We start from the raw sequence: 20,081 nt of genomic DNA, 5'->3' as shown, positions 1-20,081 counted from the left end.
TGGATATGACTAAGCTCACCGCACAACCTCGAACCGAGTTGGCATTTACCGCTGCCAGCTTAGATTTTCTCAAACGGCTTTCGCTCAATAATTCCCGCGACTGGTTTAAAGCTCATCAGGATGAATATGAAGATAACGTCAGAACGCCCGCACTGCGTTTTATCGAACAAATTCAGCCTCATATAATTGCGATTTCACCAAGATTGACCGCGGTAGCCAAAAAAGTCGGTGGCAGCTTAATGCGCCCGCAGCGCGATAGCCGTTTTAGCAACGATAAGACACCCTACAAGACCAATGTGGGGATCCAGTTTCGGCATTTTCAGGGTAAAGATGTGCATGCACCAGGGCTGTATTTACACATTGCCGAGGATGGATGTTTTATTGCCGCGGGTATTTGGCACCCCGAGTCGAAGGCGCTCAATGCGATTCGGACTTGTATTGATGAAAATCCCAATGGCTACAAAAAAGCGCTGCAAACCTTAATAGACCATGGATTTGTGATGGATGGTGATAGTTTGACGCGCCCGCCAAAGGGATTCGATAAGCATCACTCCATGCTAACCGAGCTCAAACGTAAGGACTTTATCGCGCTAAAACCCATTCCCTTTGAACGGCTCTGCCAAGCCGATGCCACCCGCTACTGCGCCGAACAATTCGCCCACTGTAGCCAATTAATGGCCTACTTGTGCTTTGCCCTCGAGTTGGACTTTTAGTTTTTGCATAAGTTTTGCGGTTCACGAGGCCAAGCATTGACTTGGTCTCATACTTATCGGTTTAATCTACGCCCTATTTCACATCGACGGGCTTAAGTGGCGTCAACGCGAGACTCTTAAGGTATTCGCTTAATACCGTAAATGCGTTATCCAACAGGGCGTATTCCTTCGCCTTGCCTAACACTCTAATCCCTTGTAATTGAAGCACTAAAAAAGCCGCTAGCGACTCAGGCTGAACCGATTGAGATAACTCACCCTGTCGCTGACTGTAGCGTAATACACCGGTGAAGTGAGTCTGCAACTGGGCAAATAAGCGCTGGCACTCTTGCTGCACGCAGTCATCATCGAGACATTTTTCTAATACTGCATTCTGCATAAAGCAGCCATACTCTTGCTCGCGCTGCAAGGCCACAAATCGCGCTAAATAGGTCAAGATCTCATTTAATCCCGCCTGTGCATGCAGGATTTTCTCCTTCGCCCCAAAGGAATAATGGTCGAGATAAAAACGTAAACATTCACGATATAAACTCTGTTTATCACCAAAACTGTTATACAAGCTGAAGCGATTAATCCCTAAGTGTTCGACCAGATCGGCAATCGATGTCTCGGCAAATCCCTTACGCCAAAACAGCTCCATCGCCTGAATGAGCTTTTCTTGTCTATCAAAATTACAACTGCGTGCCATGGTTCAAACCTACATTGATGCCTGCATTAAACGGAGTGCTATATGGCAAAAACATTCTTGACTGACCGTTTAGATATGGCGTAAATTTTATCCTAACCGATCGTTCCGTTAAAGCTCTATTTAGCCAAACTTAAAGATTAACAGAAGGAAAGAGCATGAAGCTTTATGAATTAGCCCCTACGCCAAGCGCAAGACGCGTGAGTATTTTCCTCGCCGAAAAAGGCATCGATATCCCACGTGTGAATGTTGATATTCGCGGCGGTGAAAACCTCAGCCCTGAATTTAAAGCCAAAAGCTTAAACGGCCGTATTCCCCTGCTTGAACTCGATGATGGTAGCTATCTGTGTGAATCCGTGGCTATTTGCCGCTACTTAGAAGAAATCCATCCCAGTGAAACGTCACTATCACTATTTGGTAACAGCCCGCTAGAGCGTGCCAAAGTAGAAATGTGGCAACGTATCATTGAATTACAAGGTCTGATGGTCGGCTTTCAAGCCTTTAGAAACCTAACGGGTATCTATAAAGATAGAGAAAATTGCGTCGAAGCCTGGGGCGCAGAATCACGCCAACGGGTCATTGACTTCCTGCCGACCTTAGACCAACAATTAGCCAAATCAAGCTATGTTGCGGGCGATAACTTTACGATTGCCGACATTTCTGCATACGTTTTTATTAGCTTTATTAAAAACTTAGATATTCTGGTGGATGACACCCTGCCCCATATTCAGGCATGGTTTGCGACAGTGGCCCAGCGCCCCGCGATAGTGTCGCTTACCCCAAAAAACTAGCAGCGATGCCCGTTGGGCACCCAAGTTAAGCATTAACCAGTTAAGACTTAAGGGATGACTATGATTGATTTATATACCGCCGCGACCCCGAACGGCTTTAAAATTTCCATCGCGCTTGAAGAAATGAGTCTCGACTATCGAGTGCATAAATTAGATTTCAATACCAACGAACAGAAGCAGCCTGAGTTTCTCGCCATTAACCCTAATGGCCGTATTCCAGCCATTATCGACCGAGATAACGAGGACTTTGTGGTGTTCGAGTCCGGCGCAATTCTTCTGTATCTGGCGGAAAAAACCGGTAAGTTTTTGCCTGCCGATCCTAAAAAACGCTCGCAGGTCATTCAGTGGCTCATGTTCCAAATGAGCGGTGTTGGCCCGATGATGGGTCAAGCTAACGTGTTTTACCGTTACTTCCCCGAAAAAATCCCCGCGGCCATTGAACGTTATCAAAAAGAAGGCCGACGTTTGTTTGAAGTAATGAACACCCAGTTAGCCAAGCATCAGTATCTGGCCGGTGATGAGTACACCATTGCCGATATCGCGACTTGGCCATGGGTGCGCATCCATGAATGGAGCGGCATCAACATGGAAGGACTCACTCACTTACAACGTTGGTTAGATGAGTTAGCCCTGCGCCCCGCCTGTCAAAAAGGCATAGTGACACCTCCGCCCTCAGTATTGAGTGATGAAGAGCGTGCTAAGCAAATCCAGAAGATGGTGACTAAGTAAGTCATCCTTTCCTCACGCGCGCATTCGTTTTTCCCATCAAGCCCCAACTCAGCATTGGGGCTTTTTTACTGCTAGCGATACGTAAAACTGCTACACTCTGCGCCACTTATTGATTTGCTTGGCCATATTCATCCCATCGGATGGATGTCACTCGGCCGAGCCACTTTTCAGGCTAACTTTATGGGCAATCCAAACGGCTTATCATCTACCACTATTCACTCTGCATTTAATATCGAACCGCAAACGCCCGCACAAAAACGCGCGATGAGCTATGCCAATACCATTAAGTTATTGTTCGATGAGATTTTAAATACCAAGCAACCCGCCGACCGAGTGCTCGCGAACTACTTTAGGGAACATAAAAAGCACGGCTCGAAGGATCGCAAAGTCATCCGCGAATCCTTATTTAGCCTGTTCCGTTGGTGGGGCTGGTTTAAAGCCACGGCCGATCATCAACAGGCGCCACAATTTTTTGCCATGCTCAGCGCGAGCGCCCTAATCGAAGCCCATCCATGGCAAGATATCGCCCAAGCCTGGCATGAGCTCGCCCAATCGCCAGCTGATTATCAACAGCTTCAATCCCTTAGCGTTAATAGCTTAACGGATAAATTGGCACTGGTACGGCGCCAATTTCCCGAAGTGTCCTTCGAATTCGCGGATTTATTGCCTGAATGGTTTTGGCAGGTCTGCCCAATTGCTCCAGAGCTGCGCCCAAATCTCATCGAAGCCATGTCTAGCCGGCCACCGATTTGGGGACGTGCACAGGGAATCAACAGCCAAACAGCTGTTAAGCAACTACAAGCGCTTGAGATTGATGCGAGTCTCAGCCCCTATTTTGAAGATGCCATAAACCTTGGCACTAAGAGCATGAATCTCAATGAAATATCACTCTATAAAGAGGGCAAAATTGAGATCCAGGATTTAGCCTCGCAAGTGATAGGTCAAATTTGTGCACCAGAGCCTTGGCAACACTGGTGGGATGCCTGCAGCGGCGCAGGCGGAAAAACCCTGCAATTGCGTTCACTGATGCAAACTGCCGCAGCTAAGCAGCACAGTCCGTTTGTAGGCTCAATTGTGTCGTCGGATATTCGCGCCCACGCCTTAGAAGAACTCAGTAAACGCGCCCAACGGGCAAAGTTTGACGGCATCAGCATTGCTCGCTGGCGCAGTGATGCACTGCCGGTCGACGCCAACCATTTTGACGGGGTATTAGTCGACGCACCCTGTAGCTGCACGGGCACGTGGCGCCGTAACCCAGATATGCGCTGGCTCGACAGCCTCGATGCCGTCACAGATAAAGCAGCACTGCAACTGGATATCTTAAGCCGCAGCAGTAAGGCGGTAAAACGGGGCGGAAGCTTAGTCTACGCCACTTGCTCACTGTCACCGGTTGAAAATGAGCAAGTAGTTTCCGCCTTTTTACAACAACATCCCGAGTTCAGCCTAGTGCCGATCCGCCACCCCTTTACAGGCGAACAAACAGAAATGTTGACCGTGTGGCCCTTCGAAGCCAACACAGATGGAATGTTTGTGGCGCGTATGCAGCGCAATCTCTAGGGCGTGTTGACGTTTCAGGGTTGTTTTTGCAGCAATTTGGCTGGATTTTATGCAAGGCAAAGTCCGTGCAGTGTAGTTATTCTACATAAACGGACGATAACGCAGCAGAAACGCCAGCCAAATGCTGCCCGAAGGGTTCGTCTGGCAAACCCTTGCTCTTACTTTCAGTCATAAGAGCCGCTCATCATTTGAGTAGAATGACTACACATCATTCCTCGTTTCGCGAGCACGTGCTTGCCAGAACGAACAAAATCTAATCTCGAAACGTCAACACGCCCTAGCACTAACTCCTTATTTTTTATAAGAACTTGGCACTCTTTCTCTGAGTGCCATTCTTTTTGCCTCCGCACAATATCAATGCGCTTTTTATCTATTCATTTAATAATCATCAAGATAAACCCTAGAGTGCGGGCTAAAATCGCCAATGCAATTCCATCGAGACGTATCCCCCCTTCTTGGACAAAACTTTTCACCATCAGTGATTAAATATTTCGCTTTAGCTTAATCTCGCCTTTGGGTAAAAAGATCGAGTGCTGAGAATGGCACAGGTATTTTTGGAATTTTGACCATGTCACACTCCTATGAATTTGACGACGATGATGCGCCATGGGGCGAAAACGTCAAAGGTAAGCAAAAAAACAAACGCGTAAAACAACGTCGCAGGGATACTAAGCGCCGTTATTCTGATGATGCAGAGGTGGATTTCTATCAGCATAAATCGAAGTAACTGAACTACGACCCGTTTGCCTTAGCAAATTCGAGCTTTATAAGCAGTCAAATCCCAGCAAGTTGGAGTTAATCCAACTTGCTAGTTAATCTAAGTTTTTCCCTCTATTCATCTTTTAATTCAATTGTAAAATCAATAGGCTAATTGACCTATTTACCCTATGCTCTTTAGGGTTTACTCATGCTTTTTTGTCGACAAAAACTACCTTACACATCTTTACGGGTTTAAAGGATGATCCCATGGAAAAACAACGCCCCGATTTTATCTATCCCCCAGGCAGTATGTTAATGCACTCCCCCTTAGTATTGAATAAAGCCGATATGTACGGTTTTTTTCTCAAGGGAAAACTTGCCAACCTACAGCGCTCTATCGATAAAACGCTCAACCAAGTGGCCGGAAGTGCCATGTACTTTAAAGTGCTATCGCCCTACGTACTGACAACTTTTACTCAAATCGAGAAAGCCTATTCAGAAGACCCAACCGACAGGGCTAAAGGTTGGATCCAAGAAACCGACATCATCACTTGGGTCATGGTCGGTCGCCAAGACAATAGCAACAGCACAGCCATCAGTCATGTGTATTTTCAGCCACTGCATATTTGGGTGAATGATGCGATGGCCCTGATCAATGGCCGTGAGTTATTCGGTTATCCCAAGTATTTGTGTGAATACACTATGCCCGCGGTCGGAGAGCCATTAACCCGTCTATCCTTGGCCACAAAGAGCTTCTTACACTTTAGCCCTGACACTGAGCTTGCCATGCACCCGCTGATTGAGGTGAATTGCAATGCCAAGCCTGAGGCGCAGCTCACCACGCTAGAAGCCATAGCCCAAACCTGGCAACTCTTTAAAGAACAAACGGATTTTATTCCAGAGCTGGATAAGCTAGGTGAGGAGCAACTGTTTCATTTGCTGTTTAAGCCCGCTATCGACCAAGTGTTTTTAAAGCAGTTTCCGGACGCTTCAGGCCAAAAAGCGGTTTATCAGGCGATTACTGCATCGCCCGCTAAGGTCAACAAAGTGCACAGTGTTGCCCTGTTAGAAAATGACTTTGTCGCCACCATTTTTGATAACGCCAGCTTCCCACTCAAAGAAACCCTAGGCGTCGAGGTTGGCGAGCAGCATGTATTACTGCCCTACCATGTGAACTTTGACTTTGAAGTACCGCCGGGCGAAGTGCTGGTCGATAACTCTGAAATCAAAAAACAAAAAATTGCCATTCTCGGCGGAGGTGTCGCCGCCATGACCGCCGCCTGTTATCTCACCGACAGACCCGGTTGGCAGAACCAATATGAAATTGATGTCTATCAATTAGGCTGGCGAATCGGCGGCAAGGGCGCAAGTGGCCGCAATGCCGCGATGGGGCAGCGGATTGAAGAGCATGGCCTCCATATCTGGTTTGGTTTTTATCAAAATGCCTGCGCCTTGATGCGTAAAGCCTATGAAGAATTAAACCGCCCGCCCGAAGCACCGCTGGCCACCTTCTTCGATGCCTTTAAACCCCATAATTTTATTGTGCTACAGGAAGAAATTAATGGTCGCTCCGTTTGCTGGCCGATTACCTTTCCGACACTGCCAGGGATCCCTGGGGATGGCACCGAAACTTTAACCTTCTGGAAGGTAGTTAAGGCCGCCTTTGCTTGGATAAAAGAATGGCTAAAGGACATGGACTCCCTGCTGGAGGCCGATGAAAAAGCCATGGCGACACCGAAAAACTGGCTCGATACCAGCTGGTTTGAACGACTTAAGGATAAGTTAGAGGATTCGGTAGAAGATGCGATGGAATCCCTCGACGCCCTGGGTGACAAGCTAGAATGCCATTTTAATCAAATGATTGGCCGCGAATGCGATGAGCATGTCCACAGCGAGAGTGACGATGGTTTGGTCGAGTCCGCCGTCGATGCCCTGCACCAAAGGCTGGTTAAACGCTTTAGCGACCATTTAGACACTAACGATGATTTGCGTCATCTGTATATCGCCGTCGATTTAGGCTTAACCATCTTAAAAGGGATGTTTGTCGACGATGTGTTTGAAAAGGGCTTCGATGCCATCAACGACTACGATTACCGCGAATGGTTAATCAAACACGGTGCAAGTCAAAAATACACGGTCGACAGCGCGCCAGTACGCGGTTTTTATGATCTGGTGTTTGCCTACGAAAAAGGCAATTTTGACAAACCGAATGTCGAAGCAGGCACCATTATCCGCTCTATGCTGCGTATCGCACTGTGTTATCAAGGCGGGATTATGTGGAAAATGCAAGCTGGCATGGGAGATGTGGTCTTTACCCCCTACTATGAAGTGTTGAAACGGCGCGGGGTTAATTTCCACTTTTTCAATCGTGTCGATAATTTAGAATGTCGCAATAACAGCATTCAAGCGATTGAAATCACTGAGCAAGTTGCTCTGGCACCTTCGGTCAAAGAATATAATCCACTCGTGGATGTGAAAGGCTTAGCCTGCTGGCCAAGTACCCCCAATTACGATCAGCTCGAGCCTGAGCAAGCCGCATTGCTAAAAGCCCATGATATTAATCTTGAGCACTTCTGGAGCGATTGGGACAATCTATACGAGGCGCAATTTGGTCAGGCGCTTCCGAAAAAACGTCTGCAAAAAGGCGTGGACTTCGACAAAGTGATTTTTGGTCTGTCACTAGGTTCGGTCCCCCATGTCGCTAGCGAAGTCATGGCGCAGAGTCCGGCGCTCAAAACCTGTGTAGATAAAGTGCAGACCGTCGCGACCCAAGCCTATCAACTTTGGATGAATCAAGATCTTAATGGTATTGGCTGGCCCAATTATTCTGAGAATGGCGAGCAGCCTGTCTTATCAGGCTTTACCGAGCCCTTCGATACATGGGCATCAATGGATCAATTGCTCGATAAAGAAGACTGGCGCGGCCTTGAGCCCCAAAATGCCAGTTATTTCTGCTCGGCGTTGCCCGTGGATGCCTATCCACCACGTACGGATATCGGTTTCCAACAGCGCAAAACCGCCGAAGCCAAGGCTGGCGCCATCAATCAGCTCAATACGGAAATTCATAAGCTGTGGCAACATGTTGGCGATAGTTTCCCCTGGGAATGGTTGCACGATGAACAAAACCGCCAAGGCGAAGCGCGATTCGATAGCCAATATTGGCGCGCCAATGTGGATCCTTCGGAACGTTATGTGTTGTCGGTTAAAGGCAGCTCACAATATCGGATCACTACCGATGGTACGGGTATCGACAATCTGTATATGACGGGAGATTGGATTAAAACCGGCCTCAATGCCGGTTGTGTCGAGGCCGCCACCATGGCGGGGATGCATACCGCTAAAGCCATCTGCGGTCATCCGGCCATTATCAAAGGCGAAAAAGACTTCGCCTAAATGCCAAAGGGCTGCATTGTGCAGCCCTTTCTATTTGTTTTATAAGTTGTTCTCAAGCTTAAAAGGAAGCGATCTCACCCACGCGGCTATCGGCATATTCCTGACGCCGTTTTTCCATCCTAGACTGATACAAACTACTATCTGCACAGCGCAGCCACTCATGGGGTTCAGCTACGTCGGTATTCATCGCGATGCCAAAACTAAAATGACAATCCTTTAAGCCTTCAGCGGCGACTTGCGCAGTTAATTCTCGCAAACTATTCACTAAATTTGTCACGCTACTCGCAGGCAGAATAACGACAAACTCATCGCCACTAATACGGTAGATTTTGAGTTGAGCAATATTGGTCGCTTGCAAAAACTGCACAAGTCTTTGTAGTAAACGATCCCCTTCTTGATGTCCCAAGGTATCATTTACCATCTTGAGATTGTCGACATTGAGCAGCACCAACGCCATAGGGTTAACCACCTTATTGGAAAAGGCCAATTGAGAATTCATAAACTCATCAAAGGCATAACGGTTACCGACTCGCGTTAAGCCATCAAGCCTTGCTTTTTCCCAAGCGATCCCTAACTCTTCGATATGCGCCTTACGTTCTTCAGAAAGGAGTTTAAGTTTATTGGCCAAGGCAAGAGATAGCAGTAAGGCATCTACAGTGCCGCCGAGCAAAGTAGCAAATTCAGCATGCTCAATAAAATCAGGAGTAATCCCCATATTGCCCGGTAAAATAATCACCGCAGGCAACAGCAAACAACTAAAGGCCATGATGAAATAGCGCGCTGGGGCAAAGCCTTTCATCAAACACACATTGCCACAGGTGATCGCCAACGCAATCCACAACATAATGAGTACAGAGGCAATAATCGCGGTATAGGACAATAACCAAATACTGGTAGGCAAGGCTAAAACACAAGCAGCTAATAAGTACTGGCTCAGTCGCCACAATCGGGGCGAATAGCTAGGCAACTGTAAAAAGTGCTTGTAGAACATAATATTAAATATCGGCAAACTGATAAAACACAGATGATGTAGTTCTAGTTGATGATAGTTAAACAAGTGAGCAGGTAAATGGAATGTTAATGCCCAACCACCAAAATAGGCCAATACATAAAGGCCATAATATAAGAAGGCCTTATCAAAAATAGATATATAAATCAGTAAATTATATAAGGCGATAAACAGTAATCCCCCTAAACAAATCAGTATCGCCATGGCCACACGGTCGTTGGTTAACTGATGCACCTCTTCTGACGTTAAAGCCAGCTCTGGGGCGGAGGAATAATAGCGGCTACTCAGTCGAGTCACCAACCAATAATCAATCCCAATATTCAGTTGAACCTTCCGACCGTAATCGAATAAAAATTCATAGGGTGCATAGTAACCACTGTGGGCCGTTTGCACAGAGCCATCACTACCAAGTAACCAATAGTCGACCGATTCAACAATAGAATTACTGGCATCGACTACCCAACGAGTTTGACGGCTATTAACCATCACAGGAGACACCATCCAATAGTCGCCACCAGCCAGACTCACAGAGCTAGCTTCTTTGAGTAGGCTCATCCATTGAGTTACCTCATTAAAATCGGCAGGCGGGAGCTGCTTATCTTCTGCATGGAATAAATAAGGGGAGTCCAACGCAATTTCAGCGCTAAGGGCAAATGGACTAAATGTCCAAAACAGCAACAAAAAGCACCAGAAATTATGCACGTTAGTTTTACTCATTGGTATCTTGGTTTATATACCCGCGTTTAGTTCGACGCAGAAAATCAATTTAGAGTGTTAACTTTATGACTACATTTTATTTTTTACAATTGATTAGACTAAATTAGTCGGCAATTGGATGCCTTATGATGATATTTTAGTCGTTAACTTATAGAACCACACTTTAGCCTCAATATCAGTCGTTAACATGGATACCTATGGCACCTTTATTGATGATTTTAGCGGCACAATTGTTGATAGCCAGCGGTAACCTATTGGTTAAGTTGCTTGAAACTAATGCGCCAGTGTTTCAACTTGTACTTTACCGGCAATTATTTGCCACACTTTTGGTACTGCCCTTTGTCTGGCGTTTACAGGGCAATCTCAAGTTAAGTCCCTTTTACAAAGTGCACTTAAGCCGAGCGCTATTAATTGGTTTAGGCAATGCTATCTTTATGCTAGCTGTATTGCATCTGCCACTCGCAACAGTCACCGCAGTCATTTATACCTCGCCATTATTACTGCTGTTATTGTCCGCGTTCATTTTACATGAGCGCATAGGCTATCGCCGAACAGTAGCAGGCATCATTGGTTTTACAGGCATATTACTGATAAGCCAACCAACCGAATTTAATCTCTACATTGGCTTAGCCTTTTTTGGGGCCATGACTTCGGCAACAAACAGCTTGATTTTGAAGGCATACTCAACCCATGAGCATCCCTTTTCAACACTCTTTTGGTCTAATGCCTTTGCGATGGTTTTTCTGATACCGGCAACTTGGTACGAGGGCGCAGATTTTAATCTCCCCGTCGCTCAAGTCGGCTTAACCTTAGGCGTGTTTTATATCGGCATGACCTACCTGATTATCCATGCCTATCGACGAGCAGATGCGAGCCAAATGGCACCAGTGGAATACACAGGCCTTATTTTTGCCGCATTGTTAGGTTGGTGGTTTTTGGATGAGCACTTAAGCATTGTGGTGTGTATTGGCATAGGACTTGTGCTCTTCTCCTCCATCCTGCCAAGCTACAGCGAGCTCAAAGCCAAATGGAAAAGCCGGCAAAGGTAACCTTGGCCGGCTTTAAATTCGAGGCGACACATTTAGGTCGCCAATTTACTGGTTCGATTAGAAGCGGAATTTACCGCCGATGTACGCACCATCTTCAAAGGTAAAATCACGGGCATTATCGTATTCAAAAGCAATTTTACGATAACCAACGTACAGCGCCATATTCGGGTTGATGTTGTATTGCACTTTAGAATCCAATTCATACTGACCATCGACATTACCGAAAGACAATACCGATGGCGCGTAGTAAGCGGCAGCATGTATAGAAATATTTGGTCCTAAGGCTAACGCATAACGACCACCGACAGACACAGTACTGCCATTTGGCGCATTGTCTGCCCATAACTGGCTTAACTTAGCGCCCACTTCAAAATGATGCACTCCCGCATCGTGGGTCATGTGCATTGCACCTTGAGCAATATGACCGCTATCGTCCGAATAAATATATCCTAATACTGCATTAGTATCTTTATTCACTTGCAGCTCTAACTCAGTAGAAACCACATCGTTGTTTAAGCCAAGATTAAATTCTGACGCATTCACTTGCAGCGCAGCTGCACTCAATAATAAGACACTTGCTACTCTGAATTTAGCCATAAAAACACCTCAATAATGACTGTGGGTAATAGCGCGGATCATACCGAATAAAAAAAGAAAATCTGCATATTTAGGATTTTGGTGCCGATATTTTTGAATTTAAAACCAAATAAAAACCTGCACCAAACATCATCAAAACCTAAATAAAACAATTTTTACACATTAAGGTGCTGGTATACGATTTCCCACTAAGGTTTGCATCGTTCCTTCAATATCAATCTCATCACACAAGGTTAAGTAATACCAACCCACGGTATTCCCTGTTCCTCGAATACTTAAATAGTTACGCCAAAAGTGAAATCCGGCCTTGAGTAAATTCACTCTGCTGGCGTTGTTTTCATCTCGAATAGTGGCAAATAACAGGGCGATTCCCAGTGCTTTAGCCACTTCAATCCGCATAAGGGTAAGCCCTTGGGCGATGCCTCGGCGGCGATATAAAGGCGAGACTACCAGATAACCGAGTTCCCCCACTGGACCAGAACCGGCCTTAATCGCTGCGCAGCCGACTATCTCGCCTTCGAGAGTCTTCGCCAATATCACTGCGCGGGACAGAGCAAAAGCCTGATGGTCGAGGGGATGCGCGTTGTCATCCCGCAGGTCAATTAATGCCGCCGCAGCCGCTAATTCGGCCGCGTTTTGACAAAGAACAAATTGAATATCGTTTTGATTCATACAAATGAGTTAAACAACCAAATCCACTTAAAGATAGAGTATCGTCGCCATACCGAGGAAAGTGAAAAAGCCCACCACATCGGTCACAGTGGTTAAAATCACCGAGCCAGAGAGCGCCGCATCTTGGTTAAATCGCTGCAAGACCATAGGCACGATCACCCCAGCTAAAGCCGCGACCGCCATATTGATTAAAATCGCACAACCTATCACTATGCCTATGGTGCTGTCGGCAAACCACCAGCCCGCCACCAATCCAATAACAATCGCCCACAGAGTGCCATTGACTAAACCAATCCCTAACTCGTTCTTCATTAACGAGAATAAGTTACCCGCAGAGATCTGCCCCATCGCCATACCGCGGATCATCAAGGTGAGCGACTGACTCCCCGCAATCCCGCCCATGGACGCCACTATCGGCATAAGTACCGCAAGTGCAACCACTTGAGATAAGACGTTTTCAAACAATCCAATGGTTGCCGAGGCCAAAAATGCGGTGAGTAAGTTAATCCCTAACCACACGGCGCGGCGCTGCGCACCTTTGATGATTGGGGCGAATAAGTCGTCGGACTCATCCATACCCGCAGTCGCCATTAATTGCGCTTCGTAATGTTCACGCACTAAGGCAGTCGCGGCCCTCAGGGTGACACGGCCAATCAGCTCCCCAGCCTCATCGATCACGGGTAACTCAATTTCGCGGCTATGTTCTATCGCCTCGGCGGCATCGAGTAGCGTCGTATCCGCAGTTAATGCACGACTGTCTTCCGATAACAGTGAAATCAGCGGCTCAGAGGGATCATGCTTGAAAATATCATAACGTCTGACCGTACCTAGGTATTTATCCGCCTCATCGACAATAAATAAGTTGTCGTTACAGTCGAGTTCAATTCGCCTGAAAAACCGCTGTGCCTGAGCCACAGTCGCCTTATCGCTGAGCACTAACATTTGATGATCGGTATAACGACCAATTTCGTTTTCCGAATATTGGTCATACAACTCGAAACGCTGCCGCTGACGCTCGCCCATCTGCGCCAAGGCGCGGTCGGTAAAACTTTCGGGGAGATAATCACTCCACTCAATCAAATCCTCAGGACTGAGCTGCGCGAATAGCAGATCCACCTCATTGTCGGGCATCTGCTTTAGGATACCCATACGCGGATCGGCACGCATTAAACTCAGCACTGTCACACGGTCACTAAACTCAACCTGTTGCCAACGCTCGTAACGCTCGTCTAGGGGTAAAGACTCCAGTGCTAATGCAATAGTACCAGGCTCTGCTTCATTTAAGATTTCACTGAACACTTCAGCCTGTTCTTCACCTTCAACTTCAGTGAGTTGCTGAACAACCTGCCCGACATCGGCCTGTGTGTTTGTTTCGTATTCGGCTTCATGTTCAGTCACATAAACGCCCTTCTGCTGAGATAAAAATTAGCGTAACTATATTGATATTGAAGAAGATTGGCAAACACGCAAAATAAATTGCACACAAATTGATTGATAACAACTTAACTATTATTTATGCTAATCATCACACCTAAGGAGGTAATGATGACATCGACTATCTATAGCCACAGCGCAAACGACATTCAAGGCAATCCAACGGCACTGGCACAATATCAAGGCAAGGTAATTTTAATTGTAAATACAGCCAGTGAGTGCGGTTTTACACCACAGTACAAAGGCTTAGAGGCGCTTTATCAAAAATATAAAGCACAAGGATTTGTGGTTTTAGGCTTCCCATGCAATCAGTTTGGTGCCCAAGAAAAAGCCGATGAGAAAGGTATCCAAAGCTTTTGTGAGCTCAACTTTGGCGTGAGTTTTCCCCTATTTTCAAAAATCGAAGTAAACGGTGAGCATACTCACCCTTTATATCAGTATCTTAAAAAAGCAGCGCCAGGCCTATTAGGCACAGAACGCATTAAGTGGAATTTCACTAAATTCTTAGTTAATCGTCAGGGAGAAGTGGTCGCTCGCTTTGCGCCAACCACAAAACCAGAAGACATTAGCGACAAAATAGAAACGCTTTTAAAGTAATCAGCGAGCTATCCCGTTGAAACTTTACTATTAAATAAAAAAGTTAAGTTATTTTTATTTTCGATGGAACTTTAATCCTATAAGCCCCTCAAACATATTGAACAGCGAATGTCTTTTTCATGTTCATCATTCTCCCAGGGGCTTCTAGCGCGGCCCCCTTGACCTAGGAAGAGGTCACTAGGCAACCAATTGGTTGCCTTTTTTTATGTCTATGTTTTATTTGTAAAATAAATGTAGTCACCCACTGACTTCTATATTTAGCATGTCGGCATGGTCGAAAATAATTTCAAAAATTTTTAGCCGCAAACTGAACTTTATGAAAAGGCCTTAGTCTGACTATATGTAAGGATTAACAAATCCGCTTTGATGCAGAATTGATTGCTAAATGAAATGTTTAGCAAAGGATTAAATGGATAAAACATGCCGTTTAATTCAATGGAACAGTTTCAAGTTATTGCATAGAGTCGAATTGGTTGGTCGTTCATCATCATCTCCCTTTTGGGAAGCAATCGAATACACGCTAGCGCACTGAATTCCTTTGTCTCCTAGCTTGATTTTCTTATGGCAACCTTTGGTTGCCATTTTTTTTATCTGTTTTTACGAGTTAAACATCCTATCTAACTGCACTTGAATGGATGGGTGATAACCTGCGCGTGCGCTTGCATAAATCTGTTGTAACTCAGCATGATAACCCGCAATCTTTAACTCAGCGTAAAGCGGACGGACAAACTTGCCGCGGCCAATACGCTGTAAATAAGCGCTTAAAGCGGGCAGCACGGGATCGTAATGATTGCGGATAGCGACCCTAAACCAATCGCAGGCAATTTCGGCATTGGTCGACTCGGTTAACTTAAAGGTATCGTCCAAATCCATTAATTGCACCTGAGACAAGACTTCAGGCAATTGGGTCAAAAAGTATTGCCAGTGATGGACACGCCAGCCTTGCACCTTAAGCTCACTAGCCGCTTTGCCCTTTAGAAAGTCCTCCAAGGCGCTATCGACCTTATCTAAACTTCGCGATGTGGGCCCAACATAACCTTGAGGTAGCCCTTCGCCATAAATCCATTCCAGCAATTCGGCTTCGCTTATCTTATCGGAATAGGCTTCAACTAAAGCGACTTTGGCGTATTTGACAAACTCTTCAGTGGTAATTGCCTTAAAAGCAAAGTGCTGCACATAGGCAAACAGAAACTTATCGAATTCGGTGCGGCCAAGTCGATGCTCTAATTCATGGACGAACATCGACGCCTTATCATAGGTAAAGCGGTTAAAGGCCAGATTAGGATCGGCCTGTTGTACATTGGCAGGTAGCGTTTGCCTATGGCGCGGTAAAACGGCCATTTCTTCTTTTAGTCGACCAAATTCAATAACCCATTCTAGCTCAGCCTGCTCCTTGCCATAGACTTCCTCGACAATTCGATTGGTGAAATAGGTCGTAAAACCTTCATTTAACCAGAGATCACGCCATGTGGCATTGCTCACCAAATTGCCCGTCCACGAGTGTGCCAACTCATGGGCAACCGTTGACACAAGACTCTTATCTCCCGCAATCAAGGTTGGAGTTAAAAAAGCTAAACGGGGATTTTCCATGCCACCAAACGGAAAGCTCGGCGGCAAGATGATCATGTCATAACGCCCCCAGGCATAAGGGCCTAATAGCGATTGCGCCACATCTAGCATATGTTCGGTATCGGCAAACTCAGTTGCTGCGGCGGCCAACATGCAAGGTTCTGTATACACGCCGCTGCGCGGGCCTATAGCTTGAAATGCCAAATCGCCTACCGCTAATGCCAGCAAATGGGTTGGGATTGGTTTCTCCATCTCAAACGTAAATATCCCTTCAAGCGGTGTATCTGGATGATTCATCGCACTCATCACTGCACGCATTCCCTTGGGCACTTGGACTTTCGCATCGAAGGTTATCCGCGCCTTTGGCGTATCCTGCAAGGGGATCCAACTGCGTGCATTAATGGGCTGAGATTGACTAAAGAGATAAGGTAACTGTTTGCCGGCCGTTTGCTCAGGCATGAGCCACTGCAATCCTTCAGCTTCTGGCGAGGTGCGATAGTGAATACAGACTCGCTCACACTTTTCAGCAGGTAGCTGGATCACCAATTTCTGCCCGAGTATTTCATTTGGCACTTCAAGCACAAACTCAAGGGGCTCTTGAGTATCAGTCGTGACCGATAAAATATGTAAATCACGACTATCGAGCCATAACTCGCTAGTCTGTGGTTCAAAGTAACGAAGTGACAGAATCGCTTCCCCGAGCAAAGTGCGAGTCGCAAAGTCGATTTTCAACGCGAGGGATAAGTGCGTGACCTGCACTTGGTCGCTATTGGCAAAGGAATGGTAATCCCGAGTTAAATCCCATGCTGCGGGAACGATTGGCATTTGCTGGCTTTCTGATGGCATCACTTAGCTAACCTGTGAACGGTAAATTATCTAATCATATTATCGGACGCAGATTTACCGACGCGCAATCGAATAAACTGTCCTCGCATCGGCATTTTGTAACAATGCTTGAATCCAAGTTTTGCCATAATCGACTTTAGTTAACTCATAAAAATAAAATTTACATATTTTTCAATGCATAAAGAAAAATAGTAAAAATATTTTCAAAAATTTTCTATTTTTGCTGAACTAATTTCGCGCCCTTGAGTCAGATATTATGAACCGAATCTTTGCAATGAGTTTCTTCGTTCATCATCATTCTCCTTTCGATGGTTTCTAGCGCGACCGTCCCCAGATTCCGAATTGGAATTTACAGCAACCTAATTAGGTTGCTTTTTTTATGCCCATTTTTCAGTCGTAAGCGCCAGTTAGCAATCACCTAGCATGATAACCCCATACTGACGTTGGTGGTTTAAGTCCCCAAAACAAAAAGGGCCTCCGAAGAGACCCTTAAGGTTTAGCGATTTAGCATTAGAGGCGGATGCCTAACTGTTCTAAATCTTTAGCAACGACGCTCTTAGGCAGAGTCACATAACCGTCTTTTTCTACCACTTGCTGACCTTGCTTAGACAGCACGTAACGGATGAATTCTTTTTCCATTGGTGCTAAGTCTTTGTTTGGTTGCTTGTTCACGTATACATACAAGTAACGTGATAATGGGTAAGTACCATTAGCGGCATTTTCTGCAGTCGCTTCAATAAACTCATTACCTTTTTTAGCGATTGCAACAGCTTTTACGCCTGCAGTTTTATAACCGATACCAGAGTAACCAACCGCATTCAAAGATTGAGATACGGATTGAACGACTGATGCTGAACCAGGTTGCTCGTTTACGTTCGCCTTAAAGTCGCCTTTACAAAGCGCTTTCTCTTTGAAGTAACCGTAAGTACCTGATACTGAGTTACGTCCATATAATTGAACGTCTTTTGCAGACCAATCACCACTAAGACCTAAATCACCCCAACGTTGAATATCCGCACCACCACATTTATGGGTAGAAGAGAAGATACCGTCAACTTGTTCAGCCGTTAAGCCTTTGATTGGGTTATCTTTGTGTACGAATACTGCTAAAGCGTCAATCGCAACACGGATTTCAGTTGGCTTGTAGCCATAATGCTTTTCAAACGCTTCTACTTCGTTAGGCTTCATCTTGCGGCTCATTGGGCCGAATTGTGAAGTACCTTCAGTCAACGCTGGTGGCGCAGTTGAAGAACCAGCCGCTTGAATTTGGATATTGACGTTTGGATACATCTGTTTAAATTCTTCAGCCCAAAGTGTCATCATATTGGCTAAAGTATCTGAACCTACAGATGATAAGTTGCCAGACACACCACTTGTTTTCTCGTAAGTAGGTAGAGATGGGTCAATAGCTGCCATGGCAGTTGTAGAGAATACACCAGCGGCTGTGAGAGTCATCGCGCCGACAAGTTTTTTCAGTTTCATTATGTGCTCCAGTAGTAAGCTAACTAATTTGTAACTTAGGTTTCTTCAGACGCAGCCAGTATCAATCGCCACAATGACAATTCTATGTCCAAGATATGACACTTAGATGACAAAACACTTTTTTTGCATTTTTTTGAAAAATCACTTCTTTTCGAAGTATAAAAAACAAAACAGGCCATAATGGCCTGTTTTTAATATAAAAAATAACGTTACATTAAATAGCAATTATTTTTTACGTTCAATCAAATGCTGCGGGATCACAAAGCTGAAAGTGCTACCCTTTCCTAATTCACTGCTGATATTAAGCTCACTGTGATGATGACTTAACGCATGTTTCACAATGGCTAAACCAAGGCCGCTGCCCCCCGTTTGTCTTGAGCGCGCGCTGTCTACTCGATAAAAACGCTCGGTCAAGCGACTAATATGCTGCGGTGCAATCCCTTCCCCTGTATCGGCCACACTAAAGAGACCTCCGCTGGCAACACTGCGCCACTGCACAGTAATCTTGCCCCCAGGTTCAGTGTAACGAATAGCATTAGAAATTAAGTTAGAACAAGCACTTCTAAGCTGTAGCTCGTTTCCATGTGAATCTAAGCCCGGCTCACAATGGAAACTTAACTCATATTTGTCTTGCGCTAACGCTTTAGCTTCTTCCTTTAAGACTTCCATTAGCTGCGACATATTAACCGTATTCTCAAGATTAATATCCGCCGCATCTTCGATGCGAGATAGCACCAGCAACTGCTCCACCATAGACTGCATTCGCCGCGTCTGCTGTTGCATTAACGCTAATGGCTTTGCGTTCATCGAATCCGGCTCCGCCATGCTTTGCATCATTTCCAAGTATCCCTGCAAAACGGTGAGCGGTGTTTTAAGCTCATGTGACACATTGGCGACAAATTCTTTACGCATACCTTCGAGCTGTCTTATTCGAGTAATATCACGGGCGATCAGCAGTAGTTGCCTATCACCATAGGCCATGATACGGATTTCGAGTAAACGCCTCTCCGATACTGGCGATGCTAGCTCTAAGGGCTCTTTATACTGACCAGCTTTAATATAAGCGGAAAAATCGGGATGACGGATTAAGTTATCAATACGCTGCCCATTATCCTGTGGCCAAACAAAACCCAACATTAGCTGAGCTAATTTATTACACCATAAGATATTATGCTCTGAGTCGAGCACCACAGCGGCATCGGGTAAGGCTTCAGCACCTTGACGGAAACGCCCAAGTAACGCGGCTAATTGGCCGACTCGACGACGGTTTTTACCTTGCAGGCGGTAAATACCGTTAAACACGCCTTCCCAGCTGCCACTGCCCTGGGGAGGCGTTAATTTTCTATCTCGCCATAACCAAAAATTAAGTCGCGCTAACTGACGGTAATGCCAGATCACGAGACCTAGCAATCCAATGATCAGTATCCAGAGGGGTTTCCCTACCAATAAACCAATAAACAAACAAAGCAGTAAGAATACGGCTAAGCGCGTAAATAACCGGTACCCTGAATAAGAGTCGAACATAAATAAACCCAAACATCAGGC

16 protein-coding genes are annotated in these 20,081 nt (G+C 45.7%); 8 read left to right on the top strand and 8 right to left on the bottom strand.

Translation table 11 applies throughout. The features are described from left to right. Positions 1-5 precede the first annotated feature (5 nt). Positions 6-713, top strand: coding sequence for a DUF2461 domain-containing protein (locus tag IEY09_RS10835; protein ID WP_139122638.1), 708 nt, complete (start codon positions 6-8; stop codon positions 711-713). Between the two features lie 73 nt (positions 714-786). On the opposite strand, the gene IEY09_RS10830 is transcribed toward IEY09_RS10835, so the two are convergent. Continuing rightward, on the bottom strand, positions 787-1,398 hold the full coding sequence (locus IEY09_RS10830) for a TetR/AcrR family transcriptional regulator (RefSeq protein WP_188871028.1): 612 nt from the start codon (positions 1,396-1,398) through the stop codon (positions 787-789). A 155-nt stretch (positions 1,399-1,553) separates the two neighbouring features. On the opposite strand from IEY09_RS10830, the gene IEY09_RS10825 reads away from it, so the two are divergent. The 5 genes from IEY09_RS10825 (at position 1,554) to IEY09_RS10805 (ending at position 8,564) form a co-directional block, all read left to right on the top strand. Further along, positions 1,554-2,186 (top strand): glutathione S-transferase, encoded by a 633-nt coding sequence (locus tag IEY09_RS10825; protein WP_144375550.1) that lies wholly within the window; start codon positions 1,554-1,556, stop codon positions 2,184-2,186. A 60-nt stretch (positions 2,187-2,246) separates the two neighbouring features. After that, positions 2,247-2,915, top strand: coding sequence for a glutathione S-transferase family protein (locus IEY09_RS10820; RefSeq protein WP_144375549.1), 669 nt, complete (start codon positions 2,247-2,249; stop codon positions 2,913-2,915). 180 nt (positions 2,916-3,095) lie between these two features. Then, positions 3,096-4,472 (top strand): RsmB/NOP family class I SAM-dependent RNA methyltransferase, encoded by a 1,377-nt coding sequence (locus tag IEY09_RS10815; RefSeq protein WP_188871026.1) that lies wholly within the window; start codon positions 3,096-3,098, stop codon positions 4,470-4,472. 568 nt (positions 4,473-5,040) lie between these two features. Further along, positions 5,041-5,199, top strand: coding sequence for a small highly charged protein (locus IEY09_RS10810; RefSeq protein ID WP_037416614.1), 159 nt, complete (start codon positions 5,041-5,043; stop codon positions 5,197-5,199). A gap of 239 nt (positions 5,200-5,438) precedes the next feature. Then, entirely contained in the window at positions 5,439-8,564 is a 3,126-nt protein-coding gene (locus tag IEY09_RS10805; RefSeq protein ID WP_188871024.1) for an NAD(P)-binding protein, read from the top strand. A gap of 58 nt (positions 8,565-8,622) precedes the next feature. Here IEY09_RS10805 and IEY09_RS10800 read toward each other — a convergent pair whose 3' ends face one another. Further along, positions 8,623-10,290, bottom strand: a complete 1,668-nt coding sequence (locus IEY09_RS10800; protein WP_188871022.1) for a diguanylate cyclase — start codon at positions 10,288-10,290, stop codon at positions 8,623-8,625. Between the two features lie 197 nt (positions 10,291-10,487). Here IEY09_RS10800 and IEY09_RS10795 point away from each other — a divergent pair, with 197 nt between their 5' ends. Then, positions 10,488-11,339, top strand: coding sequence for a DMT family transporter (locus IEY09_RS10795; RefSeq protein WP_172590067.1), 852 nt, complete (start codon positions 10,488-10,490; stop codon positions 11,337-11,339). A 57-nt stretch (positions 11,340-11,396) separates the two neighbouring features. On the opposite strand, the gene IEY09_RS10790 is transcribed toward IEY09_RS10795, so the two are convergent. From IEY09_RS10790 to IEY09_RS10780, 3 genes are all read right to left on the bottom strand, one after another. Further along, positions 11,397-11,936, bottom strand: a complete 540-nt coding sequence (locus IEY09_RS10790) for a YfaZ family protein (protein ID WP_188871021.1) — start codon at positions 11,934-11,936, stop codon at positions 11,397-11,399. 162 nt (positions 11,937-12,098) lie between these two features. Further along, on the bottom strand, positions 12,099-12,608 hold the full coding sequence (locus IEY09_RS10785; protein ID WP_188871018.1) for a GNAT family N-acetyltransferase: 510 nt from the start codon (positions 12,606-12,608) through the stop codon (positions 12,099-12,101). A 27-nt stretch (positions 12,609-12,635) separates the two neighbouring features. Further along, positions 12,636-14,006: a magnesium transporter gene (locus IEY09_RS10780; RefSeq protein ID WP_088585845.1), complete on the bottom strand. Its 1,371-nt coding sequence runs from the start codon at positions 14,004-14,006 to the stop codon at positions 12,636-12,638. Between the two features lie 147 nt (positions 14,007-14,153). On the opposite strand from IEY09_RS10780, the gene IEY09_RS10775 reads away from it, so the two are divergent. Beyond that, complete coding sequence (locus tag IEY09_RS10775; protein WP_037425797.1) at positions 14,154-14,639, top strand: glutathione peroxidase; 486 nt, start codon at positions 14,154-14,156, stop codon at positions 14,637-14,639. Between the two features lie 597 nt (positions 14,640-15,236). Here IEY09_RS10775 and IEY09_RS10770 read toward each other — a convergent pair. From IEY09_RS10770 to phoR, 3 genes are all read right to left on the bottom strand, one after another. Next, the gene (locus tag IEY09_RS10770) at positions 15,237-17,054 is read right to left on the bottom strand and encodes a M1 family metallopeptidase (RefSeq protein WP_188871067.1); all 1,818 of its coding nucleotides are present in this window, start codon (positions 17,052-17,054) and stop codon (positions 15,237-15,239) included. A gap of 510 nt (positions 17,055-17,564) precedes the next feature. After that, positions 17,565-18,536: a PstS family phosphate ABC transporter substrate-binding protein gene (locus IEY09_RS10765; protein ID WP_037416594.1), complete on the bottom strand. Its 972-nt coding sequence runs from the start codon at positions 18,534-18,536 to the stop codon at positions 17,565-17,567. Positions 18,537-18,761: 225 nt separating this feature from the next. Beyond that, a complete protein-coding gene (gene phoR / locus IEY09_RS10760; RefSeq protein WP_188871016.1) occupies positions 18,762-20,060 on the bottom strand; it encodes a phosphate regulon sensor histidine kinase PhoR in 1,299 nt (432 codons plus the stop codon). Positions 20,061-20,081 lie beyond the last annotated feature (21 nt).

This window comes from Shewanella xiamenensis, from assembly GCF_014647135.1.
Lineage (GTDB): Bacteria > Pseudomonadota > Gammaproteobacteria > Enterobacterales > Shewanellaceae > Shewanella > Shewanella xiamenensis.
Note: the sequence above shows the minus strand (reverse complement) of the source record. Positions and strands in the feature narration are given on the sequence as shown.